The sequence below is a fragment of the Sideroxydans sp. CL21 genome, from assembly GCF_902459525.1.
Taxonomy (GTDB): Bacteria; Pseudomonadota; Gammaproteobacteria; order Burkholderiales; family Gallionellaceae; genus Sideroxyarcus.
The window spans coordinates 1,967,363-1,991,981 of sequence record NZ_LR699166.1; the positions used below are offsets into that span (position 1 = coordinate 1,967,363).

Consider the following 24,619-nt stretch of genomic DNA (forward strand, 5'->3'; position numbering starts at 1 on the left):
GCTTTGGGGTTGCCAAGACTGGGCTATGAAACAGATCGATGAAAAATCAGACTACGATATTTTCAATTTTCTCAATGGACTAAAGAATTCAAAGATAGTGAATCCCAAGGTGAGACCGTGGTAAGTCGTGGGGGTGGCAACACCACTGCGCTCTGGTCATTGACCCAGCCCCCCCGCTACAACCCAACAGGAGCTTTAGCGGTGGGTCATTCAGGTGAATTACTGAAGTGACGTTGCCGGACGTGCAGCAACAAGCCGTTCGAGGCATCCTCCACCATATCCAGAACGCGCTCGAAGCCGTCCGATCCGCCGTAATAAGGATCGGGTACCTCGCGTTCGGCGTGATGCTGTGCGAACTCCAGGAACAAGCCCAAGTGGCTCTGCACATCGCGCGGGCGCAGGCGCCTGAGAATATCGAGGTTCGCCTCATCCATCGCCAGCACGTAATTGAAGCGCATGAAATCTGCCGCCTCCACCTGGCGCCCGCGCAAATTGCTCATGTCGTAACCGCGCTGTTTTGCTGCACGTTGCGTGCGTGCATCCGGAGGGTCGCCAATATGGTAATCGTGGGTACCCGCCGAATCGATGTGGAATTGTTCCGTCAGTCCGGCTTGCGCGACATAATGGCGAAACACCGCCTCGGCAGTAGGTGATCTGCAAATATTGCCCATGCAGCAAAACAGAATTCTTACTTTGCCAATATCATTCATTGCATTTCGCCTGCAGGTCAACCTTTTCGTTTGGGTCCGACATCCGGTTCTTTGGCTTCTGAATATCAAAACTTCCAAACGCATCCGTGATGGCCTCGCACAATGTCTCCGCTTTTGCAGGCTTGTACAAAATCGGAAGTCCTGCATTTTTGGCAAGGGTATGCGTCTCTTTGCTGATATCGCCGGTGAACAACAAGGCAGGTAATTCGGCTCCCCAGCGTTGACGTATCCGGGCAATCGCTTCCACGCCGTTGACTCCTCCTCTCAACCCGAAATCCGAAATGATCATTTCGACAATCTCGCCCATCGAGTCGAGTTGTTCGATCATGTTCGCGGCTGAATCAGCAGATACTACCCTGCAGCCCCACGATTGCAGGAGGTTATTCATCCCCGCGCGGATATTGCCTTCATTCTCAATGACTGCGATCAACCTTCCTGCCAATACGGGAGCCGTGGCTGCTTGCAGCGGGGCAGACTGTTCTTTGGCAACGCCAGTCTTCGCGAGTGGCACCGTTAATGCGAATGAAGATCCCATTCCCAACCGGGTAGTCAAAGTGAGAGTGTGTCCCAGCAACCGTGCGGCACGATCGACTATGGACAAACCCAGACCCAATCCCTGTTGTCGATCCCGTTCGGAATTGTCAACCTGGTAGAACTCTTCGAAAATCTTCGGTAATTGATCTTCGGCGATCCCGATGCCGGTATCGTGGACTTCGATGGACAGCATACCCTGACGATGACGACACCCCACAAGAATGCGCCCGGCAGGCGTGTAGCGGATCGCATTGGAAACTAGATTGCGCAAAATCTGCCCCATCAAAACCCTGTCGCTTTCTATGACGGCAGAGCAAGCCGAGAATTTCAGACGAAGCCCCTTTTGCTCCGCAAGCTGCCGGAATTCATCTTCCATTTCGTCAAACAACTTCCGGATGGAAAACGGCCTGATTGATTTCCTGATAGCCTGACCATCCAGCCTTGAAATATCGAGTAGGCTATCCAGCAAGCTGCACATGGAAGAAGTTGCCTGCTGCGCGTGCTCCAGTACTCCCTTTCCCTTTATGGACAGATGTTGTTCGAATTCAAGCTGTTCCAGGAAAATCATCAACGCGGCCACAGGCTGGCGAAGATCGTGGCTGGCGGCCGCTAGGAAGCGGGATTTCGATTTGTTTGTCCGCTCCAGCAAGTCGCGCTGTCTTGACAATTCTTTTGCCAAAAACTCGTTCTGGAAGCGGAGATGCTGAGCTTCGGTAAAGAGGTGGCTCTTCTTGTTTCCGATCGTTATCACGATTGCAAGGAATGCCAGTAACATGATGGCAAGTACGATATACATCTGGTCGTCTTGAATTAACATCCAAAGGACTGGCGGACTGATACTGGCAAGGATGAAAACGCGTGGTGGAAGGACCAGCACAATATCTTCGGAAGCGGTCGTTGCGGCCACCACTGTAGAAACGGTCAACACAAACAGCTGCAATGCGGTTGGCAAATACATCAGCAGCAGCGTACTCACCACACCCCAGCAAATGCCGGCCAATCCGGAATAGACCGTTTGTCCAAATATCCATTGCCTGGAATTGCGATATTCCGGTGTACGGCGGTATCTCCGGATCTCGATGGCACGCAACAAAGTAACGAGATAAAGGAACACCAGGCCAGGCAGCCATGTCCACCAGGGTGTTGCATCCTGCACAACAAAGACCAGCAGGGAAAGGATCAGTACTCCCGCGAAGTTGAGATCATTCGCATTTCGAAAAGAGGCATTGACCAGTTCGGCCTCGATTGCATTGTGTTCGTTCTGTGTGGTCATTCCGCCTAGCATGATGTGCGATGTTGTCCTGTATATTCGCAGCTTATATCTTGTGAAGATGATACGCGCCGAGATCGGCGTTCGGTATATTGCCTGTAACCCCTTCAGCTATCCATTCCGAAACTGCAGAAATAGTGGCTGCCGGATTGGCACCGACCGCCCCGGGCAGGAGCGAACCATCCGCAACGTAAAGCCCTGTATAGCCAAAAACCTGACCGCGGTCATTGCCCGCGCTGACCACTCCCCGCTCCGAATCATGTGCCAGGGCGCAGCCTCCCAGCGGATGCACCGTGATGTTGTTCCGCATCGGCCATTTCCATGTGGGAAGCGGCGTAAAGAAAGTGGAACCGGCAAATGCCCTGAATCTCTTGCCGCAATCAACGATGGCACGGTAAAGCGGCATGCTGGACTTTTGCGGCCATTGGATATCCAGGCGCCCCTCCTTCAGCGACAAAACACCATCACCCTTGTCCAGCCCCATGCACAAGAGCACGCTGCTGCGATAGGACAGGTCTCCCTTAAGTATTTCATGAAAAAGGTCGGCGACCTGGCCGCTCCACTTGCCGCCGATCAGCGTCCGCATGACGCGCTTCCACAGCCATTTGAGCGTATGCCAGACTTTCCGGAGCAGTCCAAACGGATTGAGCATGGGTTGCATGCCTTCGATGAACCAGGCCATGAATACCGGATAACTGGCGTCTTCCAGAATGAAAGACCGCTGCGGATCATGCGCCTTGAACAGATTGAAATCCGAGTACTGGGTGATCACCGGCCCGTAATTCGGATCGGCGGCCTTTTTCCCTTCCACAACGAAAGAGACAAAGTCGCCGTTGCCGGAAAAGCGCTGTCCCAGTTGTCGGCTGATACGCGGCAAGGTTCTGTGTACATCCCGACAACGCAGCAACAACTCATTCGTGCCCAGGGTTCCTGCGGAGACCACGACACGCTGCGTGTCAACAAAGGTCGCAGCGCCATCGAGTTCAAGGTAATGCACCCGATATCCATGCTTGCCGTCTGCAGTGGTGTCCTCGTCGCCCTGTTCATCCAACGGAACAATTTTTTCCACCAGGCAACCTGTTTGAATTCGTGCTCCGTGAACATGCTCGGCAACATGGAGGTAATTGAGATCCAAGGTATTCTTCGAGTGCGTGTTGCAACCCACATCACATTCGCCGCAATAGGTACAGGACGTTTGCGTTGCACCGTAACGGTTCTTTTCCTGCAGGCCGATCGACAAGGGCAAGGACCGGGGATCTTTATAGTTATAATTATTGCCGAAGAATACGCAAATATCTGCGAGCCTCGATTCGCGTCCCTGTTCCCTGGCGAAATCCCGGAAAAATTCGGTACGCTCGATACGGCGGCGGGGATCTTCCTCCCAGGGAGGAACGGGACGCGCACCGAGAACGTTCCTGGCAACATCATAATAGGGTCGCAGGAAGTCCCGGTCGATTCCGGCAGGCCAACCCGATGCGAAGACATGCTCGGGCGGCTCCAGGAAGACATTGGCATAGATCAGCGATCCTCCACCCAACCCGGCGCAGACCACGGCATCCATATTGGAGTAATTGCGGATGTCATACATACCGCGCAGGCTGCGGTTGTGTATGTGTCTGGGACGCCGAACCTTGTCGTTCGGGTCGCTCCAGAAATTGTCGGCCATCTGGTGCGGTGCCCGCGGGAAAGAACCCATGGGGTAGCGCTTGCCACGCTCCAGCAGCAGCACGCCCTTCCCCCATTTCTGCGCCAATCTGCAGCAACTGATCGCACCGCCGAAACCGCTGCCGATGACGACAGCGTCCAGCTTCCCTGGAAATTTTCCCGCATTCCTGACAGAGCTGGCTGGTCCCATCATTCCCCCTGATACGTTGAACAATGTTTCGTCATTTTCTTACCACCGGTCTAGCCGGTCTCCCCAACTCGTGATATCGCGCAAGGTAAAACGGTAGTCGCTTTCAGCCAAGCCGGAATCTGCACTTCTCACAATCAACGCACGGCCGGCACTGCGGCGGCGATAGCCCTTGTTCCCGAATTTCTGCACGATGCGGTTGCGCCATGCACCCAGGTTCACATAGGTGTAATTGCGCGGTTGTTGCGGAGTGCTGTAGCGCAGGTCGGTTTCCATCGCAAAATGGGTATGGCCTTCGGCATGCAGGTGGAACCCGCAAGGCCGGTAATCGGCGAGGAACGCCGGCAATTTGTCGTAAGGCGTATCACCTTGCCTGTCCGATGCATTCGCCATCCAGCGCATCAGGAGAGTATCCAGCCATGCCCAGTGCGGGCGACTCAACAATGAAATGACGGGCAACAGAACAATCCTGAATATCAGCGGCGCTGCATGAAAAGTCTCCGGCTGATCCAGCCACAATCGCAGGCTCAAGCGATATTGATCGACGACCGCCTTGTAAAGCCGCGGCGTATTTGCATCCTTGCGATCCAGTTTTCCAATCTCTTCCAGCAAGCGCACGACGGCTCTTGAAGCCGGGCGATACAGGTCCATTTCGCGCAGCACATTCCGGATGTGTTCGATCCCGTCACTCCCGGAACGATTGATTGCGAACGGTATGACATCCCGCTCAATGGCACGAGTGGCGTTCCATATAAAACCGGAAAGCAGCCCGCTCGCTATCGTATCGCCGAAGCAGGGATCACTGAACGCGCGGTACTGTTCCTGCCGCCAGGCCTGCGGCTGCCAGCCGTGACGGCATTTCCAGCGACTGGTCGTGCGCGAGTTCGTGTTGTCGCGCCATTGGCCATGCGTTGCAAACAGGCGCAAAGTTGGGTCCGCAAAATAGAATGGCAACAGCGGCCAGGGATCGGCGGTATCGCTGCCCATCTGTCTCGCCACCCATTCGCGGTAACCGGCACCCAAGTCGTCTGCAGCGAAACCGAGGCATTGCCGGTAATAGATCTCCCGCGCCTCGGGAACGACTTGCAGCTCCTTGTCATGGTTGCCGACGATGGGAATGATGGTGACGTGACGGGTCTGCTGTCTCAGCCGTTCCACCATTTTCCGCAGATAGTGGAAGAACCCGGATGAACCACTGATTTTTGCCGGGTCGCTGGCATGCCTTTCGACGATGTCGTGCATGATGTCCAGTATGATCTTCCCGAAACCCGGGTCGTCGCGCCGCCACGGGTAGACATTCGCGGCAGCCCATTTCCCCGAGCGCAGCAGGTCGACGACATCGCCGTTCAGGATCAGCACGACCTCGCTCGCGTCAGTGGTCGAGGCATCGAGTTTCAGTTCCAGTTCGCCGAAAAAACTCTTCCAGTCGGTTTCGTCCGCCGTCTGGTTGCCGACCGTGCAATCGGTGCAATGTATGTCGCTGATCAGCACGCCGATCCTTTGATGGACACCTTTGGTGCCGGGCCACAGCACCAATCCCGGCGGCAACCGGATTTCAACCATGACTGTGTTCCCGAAGGAATGCGATCAGCCGGGGAAAGATGTCTGCATGCACATTCTTCCCCATGAATACATCCTGATGCCCGTAGCCTGTAAATACCTGCAACCGATGACGCCCGGGTGAGATCTTCTCCAGCCGCTGATGGCAAATGATGTTCGAATCCATGAACACGCGGTTGTCTTGCCCCTGCGTCAGGAGGATGGGCGTTGTCATCTCTACCGCCTGCCGGAAATAATCGTCGGGAAGCGCCGCGTAACGCGGGTCGGAAGGATCGTATTTGATGGCGGCGTTGTTGTTCCTAACCATCTTCAGCACGTGCCGGTAGTAATGCACACCCGTTCCGCCAAACAGGTCGCCGAGGCGGTCGTGCGTCTCCGGCGCAATATTGGCGTGATCGAACAGCGCAGGACGCCCGTTCCCCCACATGAAACTCAGCATATGGCATTCGGGAGAATCGCATTCCTTGTGGACGAAGTCGGCGCCCAGCGCCAGCAGCTTGCCTGCCGACCAGCCCCGCTGGCGCCGCCACGACGGGCTGAAATATTCGATGCCGAGCAGATAGTCGGAAGCCCAAGGCCCCGCGGCAAGCTTCACCCTGGCCCAGGAAGAAATTTCAGGCGTGAGCGCAACGCTGTTGAGAATGGCGCTGCTGATGCCCTGTATCGTCTTCCCGAACAGGCTCATGGCAACCGTCAGCGCGCCGACGCAATGGGCAACGATATGGATGCGCCTGTCGGGACCGATGTGTTTGCGCAGCTCGGCAATGGCAGCCGGATGATCGAACAGGGCGATGTCGTCGAAGTTGTAACGGTGGCGGGCAAGGTTATAGGGGAAGCGGCAGCTGCCTCGGTAGTCGAGCGTCCATACATCGCCATACCCCTGGTCGAGCAGCGTTTGCGCCAAATTCTGGTGCTCCGGCATGATGAACATATCGGAGGAAGATGTCAGGCCATGGACAAGCAGCACTACGTCATCGCAATCGCTGCGCCGGAAACGGGTCAGCTGCAGGGTCAGTCCGTCGCCCGTGCTGAACGGATGCACCGAGATTGCCGCGTTGCTCACGCCTTCGGTAGTAAAGCGGGGATACCGCCGTTCGGGACGGTTCGGCGGCAGCGGCAGCGATGGCGCGTAGACATCCCACAGCTTGCCGGCAAAGAACCTGCCGAATCGCGCGAGCCCTGCCAGGCTGGAACTGCCGTCAGATGCCGTGGCGCGCAATTGCCCCAGCACCCTGATGAAGTCCGCCACACCAAGGCCGATGATGCCGGTGACCCACAGCTCTGCCTGCACCGCCTTGTCCGGATCGACATGGCCTCGATAGATGTTGACGTAGAGAGTCGTCGTGTCGTGCCACAGATCGAATAACTGATCGTGCTGCACCTGCTTTACGCCGACGAAAGTGACGGGCTCTTGTTGTGGCGTCAGGGCATACAACTGGTAGTACATCACCTTGCGGTCGAGGTCTGCGGTGTCCGGCAGCAACCTGAATACGCCGGACTGCACCGGGCATACGCCGCCAAGCAGGAGGCTGTCTAGCTCGCCGCTGAGCGTGCCGATATGTGCGGGTTCGTCCAGAAAATGCGCAAGGTCGGGGATGAGTACTGAAACATCGATGGACAGGCTGTTGCCCGCTTTCCTTCCTTCGGTATAACCATCGGCGAAAGTAGTTTGCGCTGCGCTGGCATAACCGCGCATCGTTTCTGAAAACGTGATCCTGACGCTGCCACCCTCATTCGCCATGTTATTTTTTGTAAGTATGTTGATGCGTCAACAACTGTACTGGCACCCTGAAAGCCGAAGCCTACCACATTACCCGAAGCCCTCTGCAACCCCCTGCCCCGGCTCACAACGGCGAGATGAACACGCTCTCGCGCAGCTTCTTCAACTGGTCGCGCAGTTGCGCGGCTTTCTCGAACTCCAGGTTTTTGGCGGATTGCAGCATCTCTTTTTCCAGGCGGGCGATCTCCTTCGAGACTTCCTTCTCGCTCATCGCCAGATATTTGGCCTGGGTTTGCGCTGCCTTTAGCGACACGCGTTCATCGTCCACGTCGTAGGCGCTGTCGATGATGTCCTTGATGCGCTTGACGATGGACTGCGGCGTGATGCCGTGCTCTTCGTTGTAGGCCACCTGTTTGGCGCGGCGGCGGTCCGTTTCGGAAATGGCCTTGCGCATGGACTCGGTGATACGGTCTGCATACAGGATGGCAGTACCATGCAGGTGGCGCGCGGCGCGGCCTATGGTCTGGATCAGCGAGCGTTCTGAACGCAGGAAGCCTTCCTTGTCCGCATCCAGGATCGCCACCAGCGACACTTCGGGAATATCCAGCCCCTCGCGCAGCAGGTTGATGCCGACCAGCACATCGAACATGCCAAGGCGCAAATCGCGGATGATCTCCACGCGCTCCACGGTTTCGATATCCGAGTGCAGGTAGCGCACCTTGATGCCGTGCTCGGCAAAATATTCGGTAAGGTCTTCGGCCATGCGCTTGGTCAGCGTGGTAACCAGCACCCGCTCGCCCACGTTCGTGCGCAAAGTCACTTCTGACATCAGGTCGTCCACCTGGTTGGTGGCGGGACGCACTTCGATGGCCGGATCGATAAGTCCGGTCGGACGCACCACCTGCTCCACCACCTGCCCGGTGTGCTCGGCTTCGTACACGGATGGCGTTGCGGAGACAAAGATGGTCTGGCGCATGATCTTCTCGAACTCGTCGAAACGCAGCGGACGGTTGTCCAGCGCGGAAGGCAGGCGAAAACCGTAATTGACCAGATTCTCCTTGCGTGCCCGATCGCCCTTGTACATACCGCCGATCTGGGGAATGGTGACGTGGCTTTCGTCGATGATCATCAGCGCGTTTGGCGGCAGATAGTCCATCAGCGTCGGTGGCGCTTCGTTCGGTCCGCGTTGGGAAAGATGGCGCGAATAGTTCTCAATGCCTTTGGTAAAACCAATCTCGGCCAGCATCTCCAGATCGTGGCGAGTGCGCTGCTCGATGCGCTGCGCCTCCACGAGCTTGTTCTCTTTCACAAAGAAGGCAATGCGCTCGGCCAGCTCGACCTTGATGGTTTCGATGGCGTGCAGAGTCGTCTCGCGCGGTGTCACGTAATGGCTGGACGGATAGACGGTATAACGCGGCACGCGGGTCTGGATGTGGCCGGTGAGCGGGTCGAACAGCGCCAGAGATTCCACTTCGTCGTCGAACAGCGTCACGCGCAGCGCGTTCTCGCTGCTTTCCGCCGGGTAGATATCGATCACATCGCCGCGCACTCGAAAATTGCCGCGAGCAAAATCCACATCATTGCGGTCATATTGCATCCCGACCAGACGCTGGATCACATCGCGCTGAGCAACCTTCTCGTGCTCGCGCAGGTGCAGGATCATGCCGTGGTAATCCACCGGATCGCCGATACCGTAAATGGCCGAGACCGTGGCGACGATGATGCAGTCCTGCCGCTCCAGCATGGATTTGGTGGCAGACAAACGCATCTGCTCGATCTGCTCGTTAATGCTGGAATCCTTCTCGATATACACATCGCGCGACGGTACATAAGCCTCGGGCTGGTAATAATCGTAATAGGAGACGAAATACTCAACCGCGTTCTCGGGAAAGAAATCGCGCAACTCGGAATACAACTGCGCCGCCAGCGTCTTGTTCGGTGCCATAACAATGGCCGGCCGCCCGGTGCGCGCGATCACGTTGGCGATGGTGAAAGTCTTGCCGGAACCGGTTACGCCAAGCAGCGTCTGGTACGCCAGCCCGTCATTAATGCCTTCCACCAGCTGCGCGATGGCCGTGGGCTGGTCGCCTGCCGGATCGAAGGGCAGGTGCAGGAGATAGGGGCTATCGGGGAAGGTGATGGTTTTCATGGTTAGTCGCTTATTTTACCGGCAAAAGCATTACATTGTTCGTCCTGCCGACATTGAGTGGACTGTCAAAGATTAGGGGTGAGGGGTCAATGCCAATTCCGTGGATTTAACTTTATGATCGACATTAATGTAAGTCACCGAAGCCTCAACCATCTTGAGCTTCACCCTGAAGTTGGTCGACCAATAGTAGAAATGGAACCTGAATAAAGGGAATGGGCCAATCACTTATGGAAATAATGGCTATATCGCTTTGTACCGGATTGATAGCAAATCTGTAATCATTGTAGCTCTTCGCCATCAAAGAGCAGATGAACGCTGATCAAGGTTCCAGCACTCTCAGAGACATCCCTCGCTATTATCCAAGCTGTTCCACATGAATAAAGAATAGATCACGTCGCTGCAAAGTTCAGGTGCCGCAGAATGTGCGATGGCATGCAGCTTGTTCGGACGAAGCTGGTTCAGCATAAAGGCGTGCAGCCTCGCGCTCGGTATAAGGGTCACGAAGTACTTCCAGCATTTGGTTTAGCGGAGCAAAGTCGTTATTGATAGTGGCTGCTTCCAGCACTTGTTCGACAAGGTGATTGCGCGGGATGACATAAGGATTAACGCGCCGCATGTCCGCAGCAATTTCCGCAGCCGCTCTTTTCTCCAAGGCCAATCGACTCTGCCAGCGCGGAAGCCATTCATCGATTTTTGCCATGTCGCCGCGAAACACACTCCGCAAGGGTACAGGATTGAATTCCGCTGCATCCGCGAGGTTGCGCCATGCCAGAATGAAATCAGCATGCCCGTCTTGCAACGCATCCATGAACTCCTGCGCCAGCTTTGCATCGTCCGTTTCGATACGCTCAAGCCCGAGCTTGCGTCGCATCATCGTTAGCCAGGCATTTTCGTATTGCTCTGAAAATGAATTGATAGCCTCTGTCGCAAGTTGCACGGCCCGATCGCTATCTTTGTCCAGCAGGGGGAGCAATGTTTCAGCAAATCGCGCCAGGTTCCATTGTGCAATGGTGGGTTGATTTCCGAATGCGTACCGTCCTTTGTGGTCTATTGAGCTAAACACCGTTGCGGGGTCGTAATGCTCCAAAAACGCGCACGGCCCATAATCGATGGTCTCGCCGGAAAGTAACATGTTGTCTGTGTTCATTACGCCATGGATGAACCCGACACACATCCACCTTGCAACAAGCTCGGCCTGCCGAGCAATCACTCCAAGCACAAACTCAATATAGGACTTGCCGATCAATTCCGGGTAATGACGCCGGATTGTGTAGTCCGCAAGCCTACGTACGGACTCAATGTCATTGCGCGAGGCAAAATATTCAAAGGTTCCGATGCGAATGTGGCTTGCGGCAACGCGGGTCAAGACCGCCCCAGGCAATGGGGTATCGCGATACACAAATTCCCCCGTGGCAACAACTGCCAAAGCGCGAGTGGTTGGGATGCCGAGATGGTACATGGCCTCGCCCATCAGGTATTCACGCAGCATTGGCCCTATCGCAGCCTTGCCATCTCCACTGCGCGAGAAAGGGGTACGCCCGGAACCTTTCAATTGGATGTCCCGGCGCTTCCCCATTCGGTCGATCACCTCGCCGAGCAAGAGCGCCCTGCCGTCACCCAGCCGTGGTGAAAAGTTGCCGAACTGATGTCCGGCATATACCTGTGCGATAGGAACTGCGCCGGGTGGAAGAATATTCCCAGAGAAAATTTCCGCCCCTTCCTGCGTATCGATCTCTTCCGTCCTTAGCCCAAGTTCTTCGGCCAACGCATGGTTGAACTTGACCCAGCGCGGCGCAGGTGCCGCTTCGGCCTGACATAGCGCATAAAATCCGTCCAACTCACGCTGATAGCTGTTGTCGAACTTGAATTGCATACTGTTCGCTTCGATAATTTTATTCATGGTGACCTCACGTAAGGATGCTGGTGCCCGATCTGCAGTTAAAGGTCTGTTTAATGTTACTTGTTATTCAATCGAGCAAGTGACCTGTCATTACAAGTATGAGGCAACCATCAACACTAAATGGATGGTGGGCGCTCATGTGGGGACTGCGCATCCAGGTTCCGGCAGGATAACTACCAAATTCATCCTCGAAAACACCTTTCAGTACCAGAATTTCCTCACCGCCATAATGGCGGTGTGGGTTAAACTTTGTTTTGGGAGCCCAGCGTACCAAGGCTGTATGTCTTGTACCAAATTCAGCAAGCGGCAGAACCGTCAACCCAGTAACAAGCCCCTCAAACCAGTCAGTATTTTGAGTATCAATAATCGTCCGCTGGTTGTCATCCGGAGGGAGATAGTTATTTTTAACGAATAGGGTGCAGCCGGATTTTGAGCCTACCGTGTACGATGAACCTGGTGGATTCTTAATATATGTTCCCTCACCATAACTCTCTGCACCGTCCTCATAGACTCCGGCCAGAACCAGAATTTCCTGCCCCAAGGGGCATATATGAGATTCAAGGAGCGTATTTACTCCGTATGTTACGATTGAAGTGAAGCGCGAAAATTTATCGGCCCGGTCTTCGAGCAGCTTGCTCTGTATACCAGACTGACCAGAATCAATCCAAGGTAATGTGTATGAGTGAAGCACAACTCGCTGTGAGATATCGTCGTTAAATTTCATAGTGTTCTTTGGCTCTGACTTGATTTGACTTGATTTTATTATCCACCGTTTCAGGGTGAATTGTGCCGTAGCAGTGTCAGGACGATGACTGCTATTGCTTGTTATTCACCGCCAGGCAGTTAGAGGAAAGGCTCAATTGGTGAAAAAAAGGATATCTATACGCAGATATTCCACTTCCCTGTTCCATATTGTTAAATTCCCTGATAATATGCGCGCCCTTACGGATTGGGGCGTTCTGAGTAAGGTTGGAAGTTTGACTCGGAACAGTGTTTTCCTCCTAAGTTGTAGAAAAATACGTTGTGGATTTCCTGTTCATAATGGGAAAAGTACTATAGGCAGGCTTGCAGCAGGCCTAACTTAGTATCACGCAGCAACACATATGCGCCGGTAGCTCAGCTGGATAGAGTACTTGGCTACGAACCAAGGGGTCAGGAGTTCGAATCTCTTCCGGCGCACCAATAAATCAAAGGGCTAGAGCAATCTAGCCCTTCTTCATTTTGGGCTTTGTGCCGTAAACGTGCCATTGTCCGAACCTTCCACAACCCTTAGAGCGCAGAGGCGATCCGCATACGGAGCGAGATGGTCAGCCGATAGATGCGCATAACGCCGCACCATTTCCGGACTTTCCCAACCGCCCAATTCCTGTAAGGCAAAAAGTGGCGTGCCATTCTGCACATGCCAACTTGCCCAAGTGTGTCTTAGATCGTGCCAGCGGAAATCTTCAATCCCCACTGAGGCGAGCCCCTTGTACCAAGCTTTTGTGCTGACTTGGCTAATTGGCCTGCCATTGAAGCTAAAAACGTGCGTGGGATGCTTCCCTATCCATTTGCGGATCAGCAAGACGGCTTCGCTGTTAAGCGGAACCGCAATCGCTTTTCGCGCCTTGGCTTGATCGGGATGAATCCACGCTAGCCTTCGCGTCAAATCAATCTGCGACCACTGCATACCAGTGACATTTGCCCGCCGTAATCCTGTAGCAAGGGAAAATGCCGCCATGTCTGCCAGATGTTCCGGCAATGCCGCTAACAGCCTTTGCGCCTCGTTGTGCGTCAAGTAACGGATACGGCGAGTCGGCTCCTTAAGCATCTTCACAAAAGGTGCACGATCCAACCATTCCCATTCGTTGACGCAGCGACGGAGGATAGCGCGTAGGACTTCCAGCGTGCGATTGACCGTTGCATGCGTAACACCCTCGGCAAGTTTCGCGTCCGTGATCTTATCGACCAGGTCGCGATTAATGCCATCCAGAAACTTGCCGCCCAGGAAACGATCAAGCCAGCGCAAATGAATCTTGTCTGTATTGATCGTCGCCTTGTGGCTTTGCTCTTTCAACCATCGTACTACGGCCTCATTCCACATATGCCGTGGCTTTATGCCCAAACGGGCAACCTGCCACAGCTCTACCTTGAAGCGGTCGTGGTACTCCTGCGCGAGGGATTCCTCTTCGGTGCCAGTAGATCGGCGTATTCGTTCCCCATCGGGGGCGGTAACGTCGATCCACCAGACCGTGCCGCGTTTGATAAGTGACATGGGTTAAGCTCCTTTCCCAGCATCACTTGCAACGCTTGCCGAGGCACAGCATAAAGCGAGCGCAGGTAATCGACAAGGTCAGATTTGAGAAACACCCAGCACTTGCCCACTTTAGCTGCAGGCACACGACCACCCTTGGCTCTACGGCGCAGTTCTTCCGGATGCAGCTTAAGAAATTCGGCAGCTTGTTCAAGATTGAAAGTCTCCATCATTCACCGTCCGATTCCCTGCGGTATTCATCGGCAGAATCACGCAGAACTTCTTTCATGCCCTCCTCCTGATCCGCATTCATCCGTGTGTTGTATTGCCTTTCCTTGACCGCCACCTTGTCACTCACAAAGTCCTCTAACGGTTTTCCGATTACGTCGCTCATCTTCGAAAAATGTGAAGCCATGCAACCAAACAATTCATTGCCCGCTTCACCCATATCCTGAATGCCGGACAGCGCCATGAAGGAAGTTAGTACACTCAAATAACGACTGTAGACTTCCTCCTTGCGCGGTGTCCGTTCGTACGAGAAACGGGCTGAGAGAGTGCCGCCAGATGTTTCCCAATCGACCGAGGATAGACAGCCCCATAGAGGATGAATAGGCCAGCGTGAGCGTGTCTCGTCGGCCGCATTGGGGATCGTCAGTCGTAGCCATTCCGTTGTGGCATAACTCCATAGGCCGTTAAGATTAGAGAGCGCAGCATCAAGACCGACTAGGCCCTTCTCTATGAGCACATCCCGCTTTAATTGGAACTCAAGCCGCCATACCTTAGAGGTGCCATCCCATCCGGCACGACGCCATAACTCATGCAGGTAGTATTTTTTACTCTTCTGGATTTCCAGCGTCTTGTCGTAGAGGCGTGCCGAGATAATGCCGCCCAGCCCGACAGTCCAACCGGAGAACTTGTTATCCACTGAATAGGCGTTGATGGAGCGCGCACGTGTAACCCATGCATTGCGATCCCAACTCTCCATATCGACGGATGAAACGAAATCGACAAATAAATCGATACGACTGACCCTCGCCTCGCTGACCTCCTCCCCGACATACTTAATAACTGGCTCAAGCTCCTTTTCCGCGGTTATGGGGAGGACATAAGTCAGGTACTCGCTGGACAGCTTCACATAAGCTAATGGCACCTTGCCCGATGAACGGGAGAGCTGAATACGAAAGGCATTGTCTTCAAGAATATAGGGAAATAGGGGAGCCCCCGATCTTTGACCTCGAAGATATGCCCTTCCAGCTTCAATTGCGCAGTGGCTTGGACAGATGGTATAGGAGATTGGGCCTTTTCTTTTAGGCGTCTCAAATAACTGTCTTGGTGTGACTTGAGCTTGCCTGCGTAAGACAAATACAAACTATCTATACCCCACCGAAGGGGAGTAAACCCACCTGTATTGCAGTTAGAGGACGTTGTGTTACTAGGCTGCACGTCCTTAATACTCCCACGCCTGCCGTCGTCTGTACGGTGCGCGCTGTCGCGCGCATCCGTGCAGACGCCGTCCTGCGTGGATGGATTTTCAGGAAACGCAGATAAAGCGCTACCACCGTCACCGGACATATATCCGGTCAAATTGTTGCTATTGCTCATGTTGAACCTCACTCGTAAGTTGAAATGAAGTCACAAGGCGCAATAAGCCATACCACAGCAGTTGGGTGGTGTTACTGATTCAAAAAATCTTGTTCAATAGTGGAATTGGGCGCGCAGGAATGGATTTAGACGGATTTAGATTAGGCACGTACGGATGGGGGCGCGATTCGATGTATGGACTCTAGAGATGGATTCGGGATGAATGGATTGATTTTCGACGTATATTTAGCTCATTGGGCACGTTGACCTCAATATCTGGCTTTCTCTTGTCGGTAGATTAGTTATTCCCGTTAATGAATGTAATGGTCACTGGTTAAATTAGGCGCAAAAGTAGTTTGTGTGCTCGGTATGTTTAATGTCTTCGGAAACGTTTAGGCGCAAAGTTTCTATCAGGTCTTAAAATCCCGGACATTTGCAGATGGCTTGTTAAAGAGCGGCTTGCGACGGACGCAATTTCTCACGATGAAATACCGATGTCAACAATGAAACTCTGAAATTGGACAGAATTGATTGAGATAGGACTAGATAGGAAATCCCTAATGAGTAAGTATGTTCCCTTTTGTGATATGTTTGTCAGGTAATACCTACTAGGTAGGTGATTAGAAAGTGAAAGAATACACATTATGCTAATTGAAAGACTCTTCATCCCAGCAGAAGAACTGAAAGACGTGGGCCTGCAAACTATCAATATGCCCAGGCTTGGTCGATATGTTGCAATGACCGGAAAGAATGGAGCAGGAAAGTCTCGGATTTTGGCCAAGGCTAATGCATATATTACTCAACGCAGCCAATATTTCATGCAGGCGGATAATTTACGCCAACAAATTGCAGCTCTTCAAAACCTCATCGCCACCCATCCAAACAATCCAAGTTGCGAGTCGTGGAATCAGCAAATAGTAGCTCAGCAGAATATGCTGACTTTAGCTACTGAAAGAGTCTTTCCTCAAACGTTGCCGGCGCAAAGCGTTCTGTACTTCGTACCAAAGCAACTTGGACTGATTGATTCGAGAGGGCACGCCAAAATTGCGGTAATGAACCTATACCATCAGGCCAAGAATCCAGGCTTTCAAGGATTTGAGTCAGCATGTTTCGCTTATATCCAAAAAATACAGGATAGAGAATGGGCTGCATCTCACCAAAGAGCTTCTCACTGTCACTTTTCGGCATTAAGGCGCCACTGATTTCCGCCGTAATGGCGCCACTTTGAAGTGCCAAATCAGGGGCTCAAACTGGGGGTAAAGAATGCGTGAAATGAGCTGTTTTTGCAATCGCATTTTCACTCTGTTTTGCTGCTGGTGTAGCTGTTTCAGGCTTGAGTAGGTTTGCCTCCTTTCCCTGTCGGCGTTTTTGACCTTTCCGGCATTGGCTTCGGGTCGCGGTAACTCTCTCCATCCAGCACCACGCGATACGCACCGTGGCGCAATCGGTCCAGCGTCGCTGCGCCGATCATTTTATTTGCGGCGAATGCTTCACCCCATTCATCAAAGTCGAGATTGCTGGTCAGAATGGTGGCGGCACGCTCGTAGCGTTCGGCGATCAAGTCATGGAAGTCTTCATCTTCAGGCGAACGCAAGGGTTTGAGTCCGAAATCGTCAATGATCAGCAGGGGCACTTTGACCAGGGATTTAAATCGCCGCGCATAATTGCCAGTCGCCTGAGCTGCGCGCAAGCTGCTCAGGAGCTGGGTTTGCGTGATGAACAGCACGTCATAGCCCTGGCGTGCAGCCGCATGACCCAGCGACTGCGCCAGGTGACTTTTGCCGGTGCCGCACGGACCCACAATCAATACGGCGACTTTCTCTTCAATGAAACGGCAAGTCGCCAGATCATGGACTGCCGAGCGGTTCAGATTGGGAAGTCGGTCGAAATCGAATCCTTCCAGTGTTTTTTGGTTACGGAAGCTTGCACGTCGTAGTCGCATATCCAGTTTCTTTTGCTCCCGCCGGGCGACTTCGTCATGAATCAGCAAGCTGAGGAAATCGGTGTAGGCCAGCTTGCGGTCGATGGCTTCGCGGTTGCGGGCCTCGAGTGAGTCCAGAATGCCGGACAGGCGCAGTTGTTTGAGCAGGGGTGTCAGTTCGGGAATTGGATGCATGATGGTAGTCCTCATTGAAGAATGGTTTGGGTATCGCGGCAGAATCGGCCGCCTTGGGTGTATGTGGTGGCCAGTGCGTCGAAGGCTGCCAGCGGCGCGAGCTGATCCAGTCCCTTCTCAAGAATGATCTTGACCACCTTGTAGCCCGGCGTGCCGTAATGGTTGGCGCGCTGGCAGGCCGCTTCCAATCTGGCTGCGCCGTATTTCTGTTTGAGCCGCAGCACGCCCTGTACAGCACGCATCTTGATCAAGACATGGTCGCCGAACATGGCATGCACCATGGCATGGCAGGCCGGACCAATCTGCAAGGCCGATTTCAAACACCACTGTGTGTCCTGCATTTGCCACGCCTGCGCTTCGGGCGGCATATGGTCGGTCACGGTGTCGCGCAGCCCTTTCCCCGTCAGTCGCACATGGCTGGCAACCGCTTCGTGTTCGCGGTACAGCGTCACCATGGTGCCGGTCGCCTTCAACCACAGGTCGCATCCGATCAGCCGGAACGGCACCGAATAGTGGTTGGTCTCGTATTGGACGTGCGCGTCACGGTGGACTTTGACCTTGGCCCAGCTGGCCAACTCAGGTGGAACGCTGGGCAAAGCATTGAGCAGGCTTTTCTCCACCTCGGCGAAGCGTTTGAGAGGGGCTTCGCGGGTCGTGCCGTGAATGCGGTTGCCCGCCTCGTTCATCACCCACGCCTGCAACTGGCGGTTGGCGTCATCCAGATCGCGGAATTCGCGCAGCGGCAGGAAACTGCCCTTGATATATTTGACGCCTGCCTCAACGATTCCTTTTTTTTGTGGATCCCGTGGAGGACAAGGATCGATTTTGAACGCATATCCTTCCGCACATTCGGCATACGCCCGTTGCACATCCGGCTCATAGACGCAGGCTTTGGTGATGGCGCACTTGGCATTGTCGATGATGACGCGTGAGGGTACGCCCGAGAACGACTCAAACGCACGCCGATGGCAGCCCAGCCATGTCGCCACGGTCTGGTCGCGGACAAACTCGGCATACTGGTGACGCGACCAGCACAAGGTCATCACGAAGAACCAGGTCTTGAAGATCTCGCCGGTGTACACATCGGTGATGAGCGGACCAGCACCGAAATCAACCTGAACCGCTTCGCCAGGCTTGAACGTCAGGCGTAGCGGAACATCCGGCTGCTGCAGGGAAACGAGTTGCCCCAGAAAGCGATACATCGAGGAATAACTGCCGGTAAAACCGTGATTGCGCACCAGCGTGGCGTGGATGGTGGTGCCCTGAATACCGGCCGCATGCCACTTGGTGATCTGATCACGCCAGGGTTCCAGCGTTGAAATACAGCTGACAGGCAATGCCTCCCTGCGCTCAAACAGCGTGGACAGCACTCCGTCATCGGGCAAAGGAAACTCGGGGGCAAGCCAGCCACGTTCGCTGGCGATCTCGCGAACCTGTGCGAGTTTTTTGCGTCCCATCGTTTTGGACCGGGCAATATCCCGATCAGAATCGCCTTGGCGCATGCGCACCAAAACATTTCGGTACTGATACATCTCGAACCTCCGTTTAGTCACAACCTCTCCCGGCAAAATGCCGGAAGTCTAGTTGCTTAATGAAAGTTCGAGCCCCTGATCAGGGTTCAAAGTGGCGCCTTAACGCCGGAAATCCTGTGGCGCCATTACGCCGGAAATAAAGTGGCGCCTTTATGCCGACAATCTACTGGCTCCTTAATGCCGGAAATGAAATGGCTCCCTAACGCCGAAAGTTCACACTCACGACGAAGCTATAAAAGTTGAAGCAAAAGACGATTATGAACGGCTAGTTATTCTCATTAAATTGCTTTTAAAAGCTGATTTAAAAAGATCAATTGACGACGACCCAACTCTGTTTGACAAGCCATTAGCTGAAGCAGGTCTATCGGACGGACAAAAAGTGCTTATACAACTTGCAGTCGCATTGCATGCTCAACGAGAAAAATTAGACAACACAGTTTTTCTAATGGACGAGCCAGAAAATCATCTTCATCCATCAGCCTTAATTGAATTTCTAGATACGTTGGGCGAAGCATCCAAGAACTCGCAATTTTGGATTGCTACTCACTCGGTTCCCTTGCTCGCACATATTGCGATGAAAGAGCCAATGTCCATATGGTATGTTGAGAACGGAAAAGTAACCAACTCTGGAAGTCAGCCAGAGCAAGTATTGCGCGCGCTATTGGGCAATGAGGAACAAATCGATAATCTGAATACCTTTACTTCTTTGCCGGCACAATATGCTTCAATTAGCTATGCTGCGGAATGTCTGTTGGAGCCAGTAACAGTAGGTGGAGGAAAGGGTGATCCTCAAGTTGCACAGATCGGTGGAATACTCAATTTTAATGCAACTATGCCAATTTCTCTCTTGGATTATGGTGCAGGGAAAAGTCGACTACTATCTGGTTTAGTTGATATTGCAAACACTCACGGAAGAAACTTAGCTGATGTGCTTAGTTATTTTGCATTTGATCCATCACCTCAGGATAAGGAAGATAGTCTAGCCATCATCAAGTCTGTTTATAGTGGGGACACTGTAAGGCATTTTTTAGATCAGGAAGATTTTTTCTCAACAAAAGATAATCTAAGCATAGATGTCGTAGTCATGTGCAATGTATTGCATGAAATTCAACCGGATGACTGGCTGAAATTGTTTAGCGATGCTTCACTTATAGGACGTTCACTTAAGGATTCAGGTTATTTGCTTATTGTAGAAGATCAACGTATTCCAACTGGAGAAAAGGCACACAAATTCGGTTTCTTGGTATTGGATACACCTCATTTACGTACACTGTTTTCTGTAACTGAAAAAGATATTCAAGAGGGTTTATTCTTGTCCAACGATCATAGAAATGATGGGCGCTTGAAAGCACATAAAATCTCAAAGACACTGCTGGGCCGATTGAATGGGGATTCGAGAAAGACAGCTATAGACCAATTGCGAGTAACCGCGAAAAGTCGCATCAGTGAATTGCGCAACTCTGAGCCAAATTATAAAAATGGACAGATGCATGGTTTTTGGACACAGCAATTTGCTAATGCATCTTTATGGCTAGATGGACACTAGATGATTTTGTTGAGTCGACATTTCAATCTAAGCTAATGCTGAATGTTTTATGGCCGAAAATATTTACCAAATGTACGTTGCCAATGGAAACAAGGCAGGGTTTTGGGTACAGAGGAACTCTTGGACATGGCAAACAGCATTGATAATATCAATCGACGGAAAAAGTGAGGGTGAGCTCGATGGCTTGCCGCCGTATTTCGGCAATCCAAAGGTTAAAGGATTAATTGGCGGGAGAGGTAAGGCGGTCGAGATTTCCTGCCCAGGCACTTACGGCTACAAAAAAATTGATGTCGAACCTGTGCAGAAGATGCATAAAGACTGACTATAGGAAGACATAGGAATGGCGGATAATCCGCTGATTAGATAGGAAATGCACTTCCTAGTGTAAAAATTAAAAATTTTTTAAATACTGGATCATTTCTCAATTGGTGGAGCAACTACGACAGTCTGGCTCAGCGCTCACACTCACTGGACTAGCCATAGGCAAGTAGAGGAATTTATGACGATTAAGATACGTTCTATTAATTCGGTTGGCGATTTTCTAAAACGACTCAAGAGCGACTTGTCAAAAGTCGATGAGCCAGTATGGTTCCGAGGGCATTCTCAAGCAAAATGGAAGCTAATACCAACATACCTGCGGCTAAAAAATCCTCCACCAGAAAGCGTGCTAATTAGTCGCTTTAAACAAAATGCAAATCTCTTGATAGAGCAGAGGCTCAATAACAACAACTTCGATTGGCTATTCGTCATGCAGCATTATGGTGTCCCGACTCGCCTATTAGATTGGACTGAAAGCCCCCTTGCAGGACTATACTTCGCGGCTACTCAAAATCCACGCGCCGAAGCTAGCCTATGGGCATTATTCCCGTTGAGATTAAATCAACAAACCACTTCCAGGCCAGAAGAAGTTCGGTACCTGCCTTCATTTGATGACAAGGCACTGGAAAATTATTCAACCTTAGCGATTGAGGCTAATCCGGCAAAAGGTGTCTTTCCGATGGCGGTTATTGCAACTAGAAATAATGCTCGGATTCAAGCTCAATTAGGAGTTTTTACAATTAGCCATCACACAACTATAGCTATCGAAAGCATTGGAAAGGGAGAGCATTTAATTGAGTACAGGGTTCCCGCATCAGCTAAGGCAACGATACTTGCTGAATTGAAGATGTTGGCTGTCACCAAGTTTCAGCTTTTTCCGGAGCTGTCGAGCGTTGGTGAACTCATTGGAGGGGAACTAAAATGACTGTGATAAATACTTTCGCGCTTCAGAATGAATCAGTTTTAACTATGTATGCTGACAAAGATCGGATCGATTTGGAGCCTCCATATCAAAGGCAAGGTGATATATGGTCTCGTGAAAAGAGACAATTATTGATCGACTCGATTATCAATAGGTACGATATTCCCAAGCTATATTTCCACAAACTTGAACGAGAGGTAGCAAAGAAAACTAAGAAGGACTATGCCGTTATTGATGGTCGTCAACGACTAGAGACGATATTTGGCTTTATTAATGGGGAATTCACACTTTCAAAAGATTTTGAATTCCTTGAAGATGAAACGGTAACGGCATCCGAGTTGACTTACTCAGACTTAGCTCTCAAGTATCCAAGACTCAAACAACGTTTTGATGCGTTCACTCTACCGATTATTTGCGTAGAGACCGAAGATCTTGAGCTTATTGAGGATATGTTTTCTCGACTGAATGAGGCGGTGCCGCTCAACGCTTCAGAGAAGCGCAATGCCATCGGAGGAGATATGGCGAAGGCAATAACAAAATTGTCTGGACATGCACTTTTTACAAAGAAAGTTCGATTTTCGAATGGTAGATATCAACATCGAGAAGTGGCTGCTAGACTTTTATATTTGGAATATTCAGTGCGCCAGGGGAAAGTTATTGACACAAAAAAGCCATTCCTCGATCAATTTACCAGGGATTTTAAGTCAAATAAGAAAAAGGCAGTCGAATCTATCTTAGATTCAGCGGAAAAAACATTAGATGATCTACTGCCACTCTTTGTAGCAAGAGATCCGCTCTTGGCTGCGCAAGCAGGTATCCCTATATACTTCTTACTTGCGAGGGATGCCAAAGCTGCCAACAAACTAAACAAAATCACTCGCAAGGATCTTATTAATTTCCAAAATGAACGCGCGAAGAATAAAACGATAGCTGCAACTGACATTACTAAGGCAATATTTGATTTACTTGAATACGATAGACTTTCACAGCAGGGCACCAACGATGCTAGCTCAATTCGTGAGCGTCTCCGCATACTCAAAGAGTACCTTCATATATGATCAGGGCAAAAAAAGGCGCGGACAGCGCCATCGACGGGCTGATCTATTTCAATGACGACGTCAATTCTCCGAAGAAGATCATCGTATTTGTTTTTTTTGTGCCTAGCTCACGTTGGGCATAATGCGCGTGAGAGTTGACGCAATTAATAAAGAAAATGGCAAGCGTTGTAAGTTGCTGTTTGGTAATAAAACAGTTACTTATAAGTCACCCCTACGAACCAAGGGGTCAGGAGTTCGAATCTCTTCCGGCGCACCAATTAGGGTTAAAAGTGGGCACTTGATACAAGTTGCCCACTTTTATTTTCTGCATCGTTTCCGCTAATGCCTCATAACCGCCCCTGATGGTGGCGGTTTTGTCCCGTACCACGATCTCATCCACCAGGATATTCAGATAGCTCTTTGCAGGTAAATTGTCATAGCTCTGAAGCGGACTTCCGCCAGCCGTCACAATCGACCCCAAGGAGACATACCAGCCTGAAATGTCGTCGTCTGAAAGCGGACAGTCATTTAATTTAATGTGACAATCGATCCCCAAAGACCACTTTTGTTTTTACAATGTGGTCGCCTCACCTCATTGGCGATATGTAGCATGGCACTCTACGCAATACCGCATCGTTTTGTTCAATGCGCGCAGGGACGCAGTGATATCTTTAGTCTTTAAGGTGTCGCCAAGTTCGTCCCCGCTTTTATGAAAAGCCAACCCCAGTTTTTTAAATTCCTTATTGTCAAACATTCCACACAACAGCAGAACCATAAATCTAGCTCGATGTCCCCCGGGCCGCATTCGGTCTGTAGCCTACGGCAAACACAAAGGTCTGCTTCACACCATCTTGTTCAATTAAATCTCTTCTTCGATAACACGAACGTCGCCGAACCAAGGTGATACCGCAACTGAGAAAATGACAGTATCGCCTTCTATCTCAGCAATAATCCAATATCCGCCTATTCCCAATACTTCAACCCACTTCTGCATAATCGGTTCAACCTTCGTGTCGCCAAATGAGAGTTTTCGACGAACAGCCTCGAATACATTTTTATTTTCTCCGGCTAGAGTCCGTATATTTCTTAGAATTTCATCCACTTCTCCACGCTCTGGTAGATACCCTCGATCGGTATAAGGAATCATCGAGGGAATTTTTGAACTCGGCATGTTATCTACGATGTATCTGGCTGCTGCAATAACTTCGTTTTTATTGTACTGGATTTTCATTTTATCCTCCGCGAGGATTCTTTCTCTTCACAAGATCTAAACCACAATAACGTCAAGTCATGAAAATCCCCAGGTTGGATGAACGTCAGTGGCCTCATTCTGCCCGTTGTCGGTTAACCAGGCCACCAGCTGCTTCTCAATTCCAGCAGCCGTTCGTCGTTAACTGCCTTTAGCTGGCAAACGCCAGCCCTAAAAGGTCATTGAATATATGAAGTAAAAGATTGTCTTTTTACCGCACATCAGAAGATGCCGCCTTTTCATCCTTGCATGGATTGACTACATCGGAGTCGCTCAATAATCTATATCTCATTGGCAAACATACCGAAAGGTAAGGGCGCAAAATTACCGGCCTAAGGGAGACTATGGCAGCGGGGTTGCGGTAGGGGCATTCATCCGTCTTCTCATGCT

The 24,619-nt window shown here is 51.7% G+C and carries 19 protein-coding genes, 1 tRNA gene and 1 riboswitch; of the genes, 6 read left to right on the forward strand and 14 right to left on the reverse strand.

What is annotated here, in order from left to right:
* Positions 1–206: 206 nt before the first annotated feature.
* The 8 genes from QOY30_RS09165 to QOY30_RS09200 all read right to left on the reverse strand — a co-directional run bounded on the left by QOY30_RS09165 (position 207) and on the right by QOY30_RS09200 (position 12,419).
* On the reverse strand, positions 207–710 hold the full coding sequence (locus QOY30_RS09165; protein ID WP_283744312.1) for a low molecular weight protein-tyrosine-phosphatase: 504 nt from the start codon (positions 708–710) through the stop codon (positions 207–209).
* The gene (locus tag QOY30_RS09170) at positions 703–2,529 is read right to left on the reverse strand and encodes an ATP-binding response regulator (protein ID WP_283744313.1); all 1,827 of its coding nucleotides are present in this window, start codon (positions 2,527–2,529) and stop codon (positions 703–705) included. The genes QOY30_RS09165 and QOY30_RS09170 overlap by 8 nt, the downstream gene beginning before the upstream one ends.
* Before the next feature lie 31 nt (positions 2,530–2,560).
* Positions 2,561–4,372, reverse strand: a complete 1,812-nt coding sequence (locus QOY30_RS09175) for a GMC oxidoreductase (protein ID WP_283744314.1) — start codon at positions 4,370–4,372, stop codon at positions 2,561–2,563.
* 36 nt (positions 4,373–4,408) lie between these two features.
* A complete protein-coding gene (locus tag QOY30_RS09180) occupies positions 4,409–5,929 on the reverse strand; it encodes a hypothetical protein (protein ID WP_283744315.1) in 1,521 nt (506 codons plus the stop codon).
* Positions 5,922–7,667, reverse strand: coding sequence for an alpha/beta hydrolase (locus tag QOY30_RS09185; protein ID WP_283744316.1), 1,746 nt, complete (start codon positions 7,665–7,667; stop codon positions 5,922–5,924). Before QOY30_RS09185 ends, QOY30_RS09180 begins: the two co-directional genes overlap by 8 nt.
* A 103-nt stretch (positions 7,668–7,770) precedes the next feature.
* Positions 7,771–9,795, reverse strand: a complete 2,025-nt coding sequence (gene uvrB, locus QOY30_RS09190; RefSeq protein ID WP_283744317.1) for an excinuclease ABC subunit UvrB — start codon at positions 9,793–9,795, stop codon at positions 7,771–7,773.
* A 406-nt stretch (positions 9,796–10,201) separates the two neighbouring features.
* The gene (locus QOY30_RS09195) at positions 10,202–11,695 is read right to left on the reverse strand and encodes a protein adenylyltransferase SelO (RefSeq protein ID WP_283744318.1); all 1,494 of its coding nucleotides are present in this window, start codon (positions 11,693–11,695) and stop codon (positions 10,202–10,204) included.
* A gap of 67 nt (positions 11,696–11,762) precedes the next feature.
* Complete coding sequence (locus tag QOY30_RS09200; RefSeq protein WP_283744319.1) at positions 11,763–12,419, reverse strand: cupin domain-containing protein; 657 nt, start codon at positions 12,417–12,419, stop codon at positions 11,763–11,765.
* Between the two features lie 381 nt (positions 12,420–12,800).
* Between QOY30_RS09200 and QOY30_RS09205 the strand changes: the two genes are divergently transcribed.
* A tRNA-Arg gene (locus tag QOY30_RS09205) sits at positions 12,801–12,877 on the forward strand.
* A gap of 34 nt (positions 12,878–12,911) precedes the next feature.
* Here QOY30_RS09205 and QOY30_RS09210 read toward each other — a convergent pair.
* From QOY30_RS09210 to QOY30_RS09220, 3 genes are read right to left on the reverse strand one after another with little or no spacing between them, the layout of a single operon-like run.
* Positions 12,912–13,916: a tyrosine-type recombinase/integrase gene (locus QOY30_RS09210; RefSeq protein WP_283746051.1), complete on the reverse strand. Its 1,005-nt coding sequence runs from the start codon at positions 13,914–13,916 to the stop codon at positions 12,912–12,914.
* A complete protein-coding gene (locus tag QOY30_RS09215; RefSeq protein ID WP_349496686.1) occupies positions 13,820–14,161 on the reverse strand; it encodes a helix-turn-helix domain-containing protein in 342 nt (113 codons plus the stop codon). The genes QOY30_RS09210 and QOY30_RS09215 overlap by 97 nt, the downstream gene beginning before the upstream one ends.
* On the reverse strand, positions 14,158–15,063 hold the full coding sequence (locus QOY30_RS09220; RefSeq protein WP_283744320.1) for a hypothetical protein: 906 nt from the start codon (positions 15,061–15,063) through the stop codon (positions 14,158–14,160). The genes QOY30_RS09215 and QOY30_RS09220 overlap by 4 nt, the downstream gene beginning before the upstream one ends.
* 1,090 nt (positions 15,064–16,153) lie before the next feature.
* On the opposite strand from QOY30_RS09220, the gene QOY30_RS09225 reads away from it, so the two are divergent.
* Positions 16,154–16,711 (forward strand): hypothetical protein, encoded by a 558-nt coding sequence (locus tag QOY30_RS09225; RefSeq protein WP_283744321.1) that lies wholly within the window; start codon positions 16,154–16,156, stop codon positions 16,709–16,711.
* 125 nt (positions 16,712–16,836) lie between these two features.
* On the opposite strand, the gene istB is transcribed toward QOY30_RS09225, so the two are convergent.
* Together istB and istA are read right to left on the reverse strand one after the other, a co-directional pair.
* Positions 16,837–17,625, reverse strand: a complete 789-nt coding sequence (gene istB, locus QOY30_RS09230) for an IS21-like element helper ATPase IstB (RefSeq protein WP_283742936.1) — start codon at positions 17,623–17,625, stop codon at positions 16,837–16,839.
* A gap of 11 nt (positions 17,626–17,636) precedes the next feature.
* Positions 17,637–19,157, reverse strand: coding sequence for an IS21 family transposase (gene istA / locus QOY30_RS09235; RefSeq protein WP_283742935.1), 1,521 nt, complete (start codon positions 19,155–19,157; stop codon positions 17,637–17,639).
* A gap of 283 nt (positions 19,158–19,440) precedes the next feature.
* On the opposite strand from istA, the gene QOY30_RS09240 reads away from it, so the two are divergent.
* The 4 genes from QOY30_RS09240 (at position 19,441) to QOY30_RS09255 (ending at position 23,001) form a co-directional block, all read left to right on the forward strand.
* Positions 19,441–20,703: an AAA family ATPase gene (locus tag QOY30_RS09240; protein WP_283744322.1), complete on the forward strand. Its 1,263-nt coding sequence runs from the start codon at positions 19,441–19,443 to the stop codon at positions 20,701–20,703.
* Between the two features lie 49 nt (positions 20,704–20,752).
* Positions 20,753–21,025, forward strand: a complete 273-nt coding sequence (locus QOY30_RS09245; protein ID WP_283744323.1) for a hypothetical protein — start codon at positions 20,753–20,755, stop codon at positions 21,023–21,025.
* Between the two features lie 177 nt (positions 21,026–21,202).
* Positions 21,203–21,946 (forward strand): FRG domain-containing protein, encoded by a 744-nt coding sequence (locus QOY30_RS09250; protein ID WP_283744324.1) that lies wholly within the window; start codon positions 21,203–21,205, stop codon positions 21,944–21,946.
* The gene (locus tag QOY30_RS09255) at positions 21,943–23,001 is read left to right on the forward strand and encodes a DUF262 domain-containing protein (protein WP_283744325.1); all 1,059 of its coding nucleotides are present in this window, start codon (positions 21,943–21,945) and stop codon (positions 22,999–23,001) included. The genes QOY30_RS09250 and QOY30_RS09255 overlap by 4 nt, the downstream gene beginning before the upstream one ends.
* An 838-nt stretch (positions 23,002–23,839) precedes the next feature.
* Here the strand turns inward: QOY30_RS09255 and QOY30_RS09260 are convergent.
* Positions 23,840–24,211 (reverse strand): hypothetical protein, encoded by a 372-nt coding sequence (locus QOY30_RS09260; RefSeq protein ID WP_283744326.1) that lies wholly within the window; start codon positions 24,209–24,211, stop codon positions 23,840–23,842.
* 301 nt (positions 24,212–24,512) lie between these two features.
* A riboswitch (cyclic di-GMP riboswitch) is annotated at positions 24,513–24,593 on the forward strand.
* Positions 24,594–24,619: the final 26 nt, after the last annotated feature.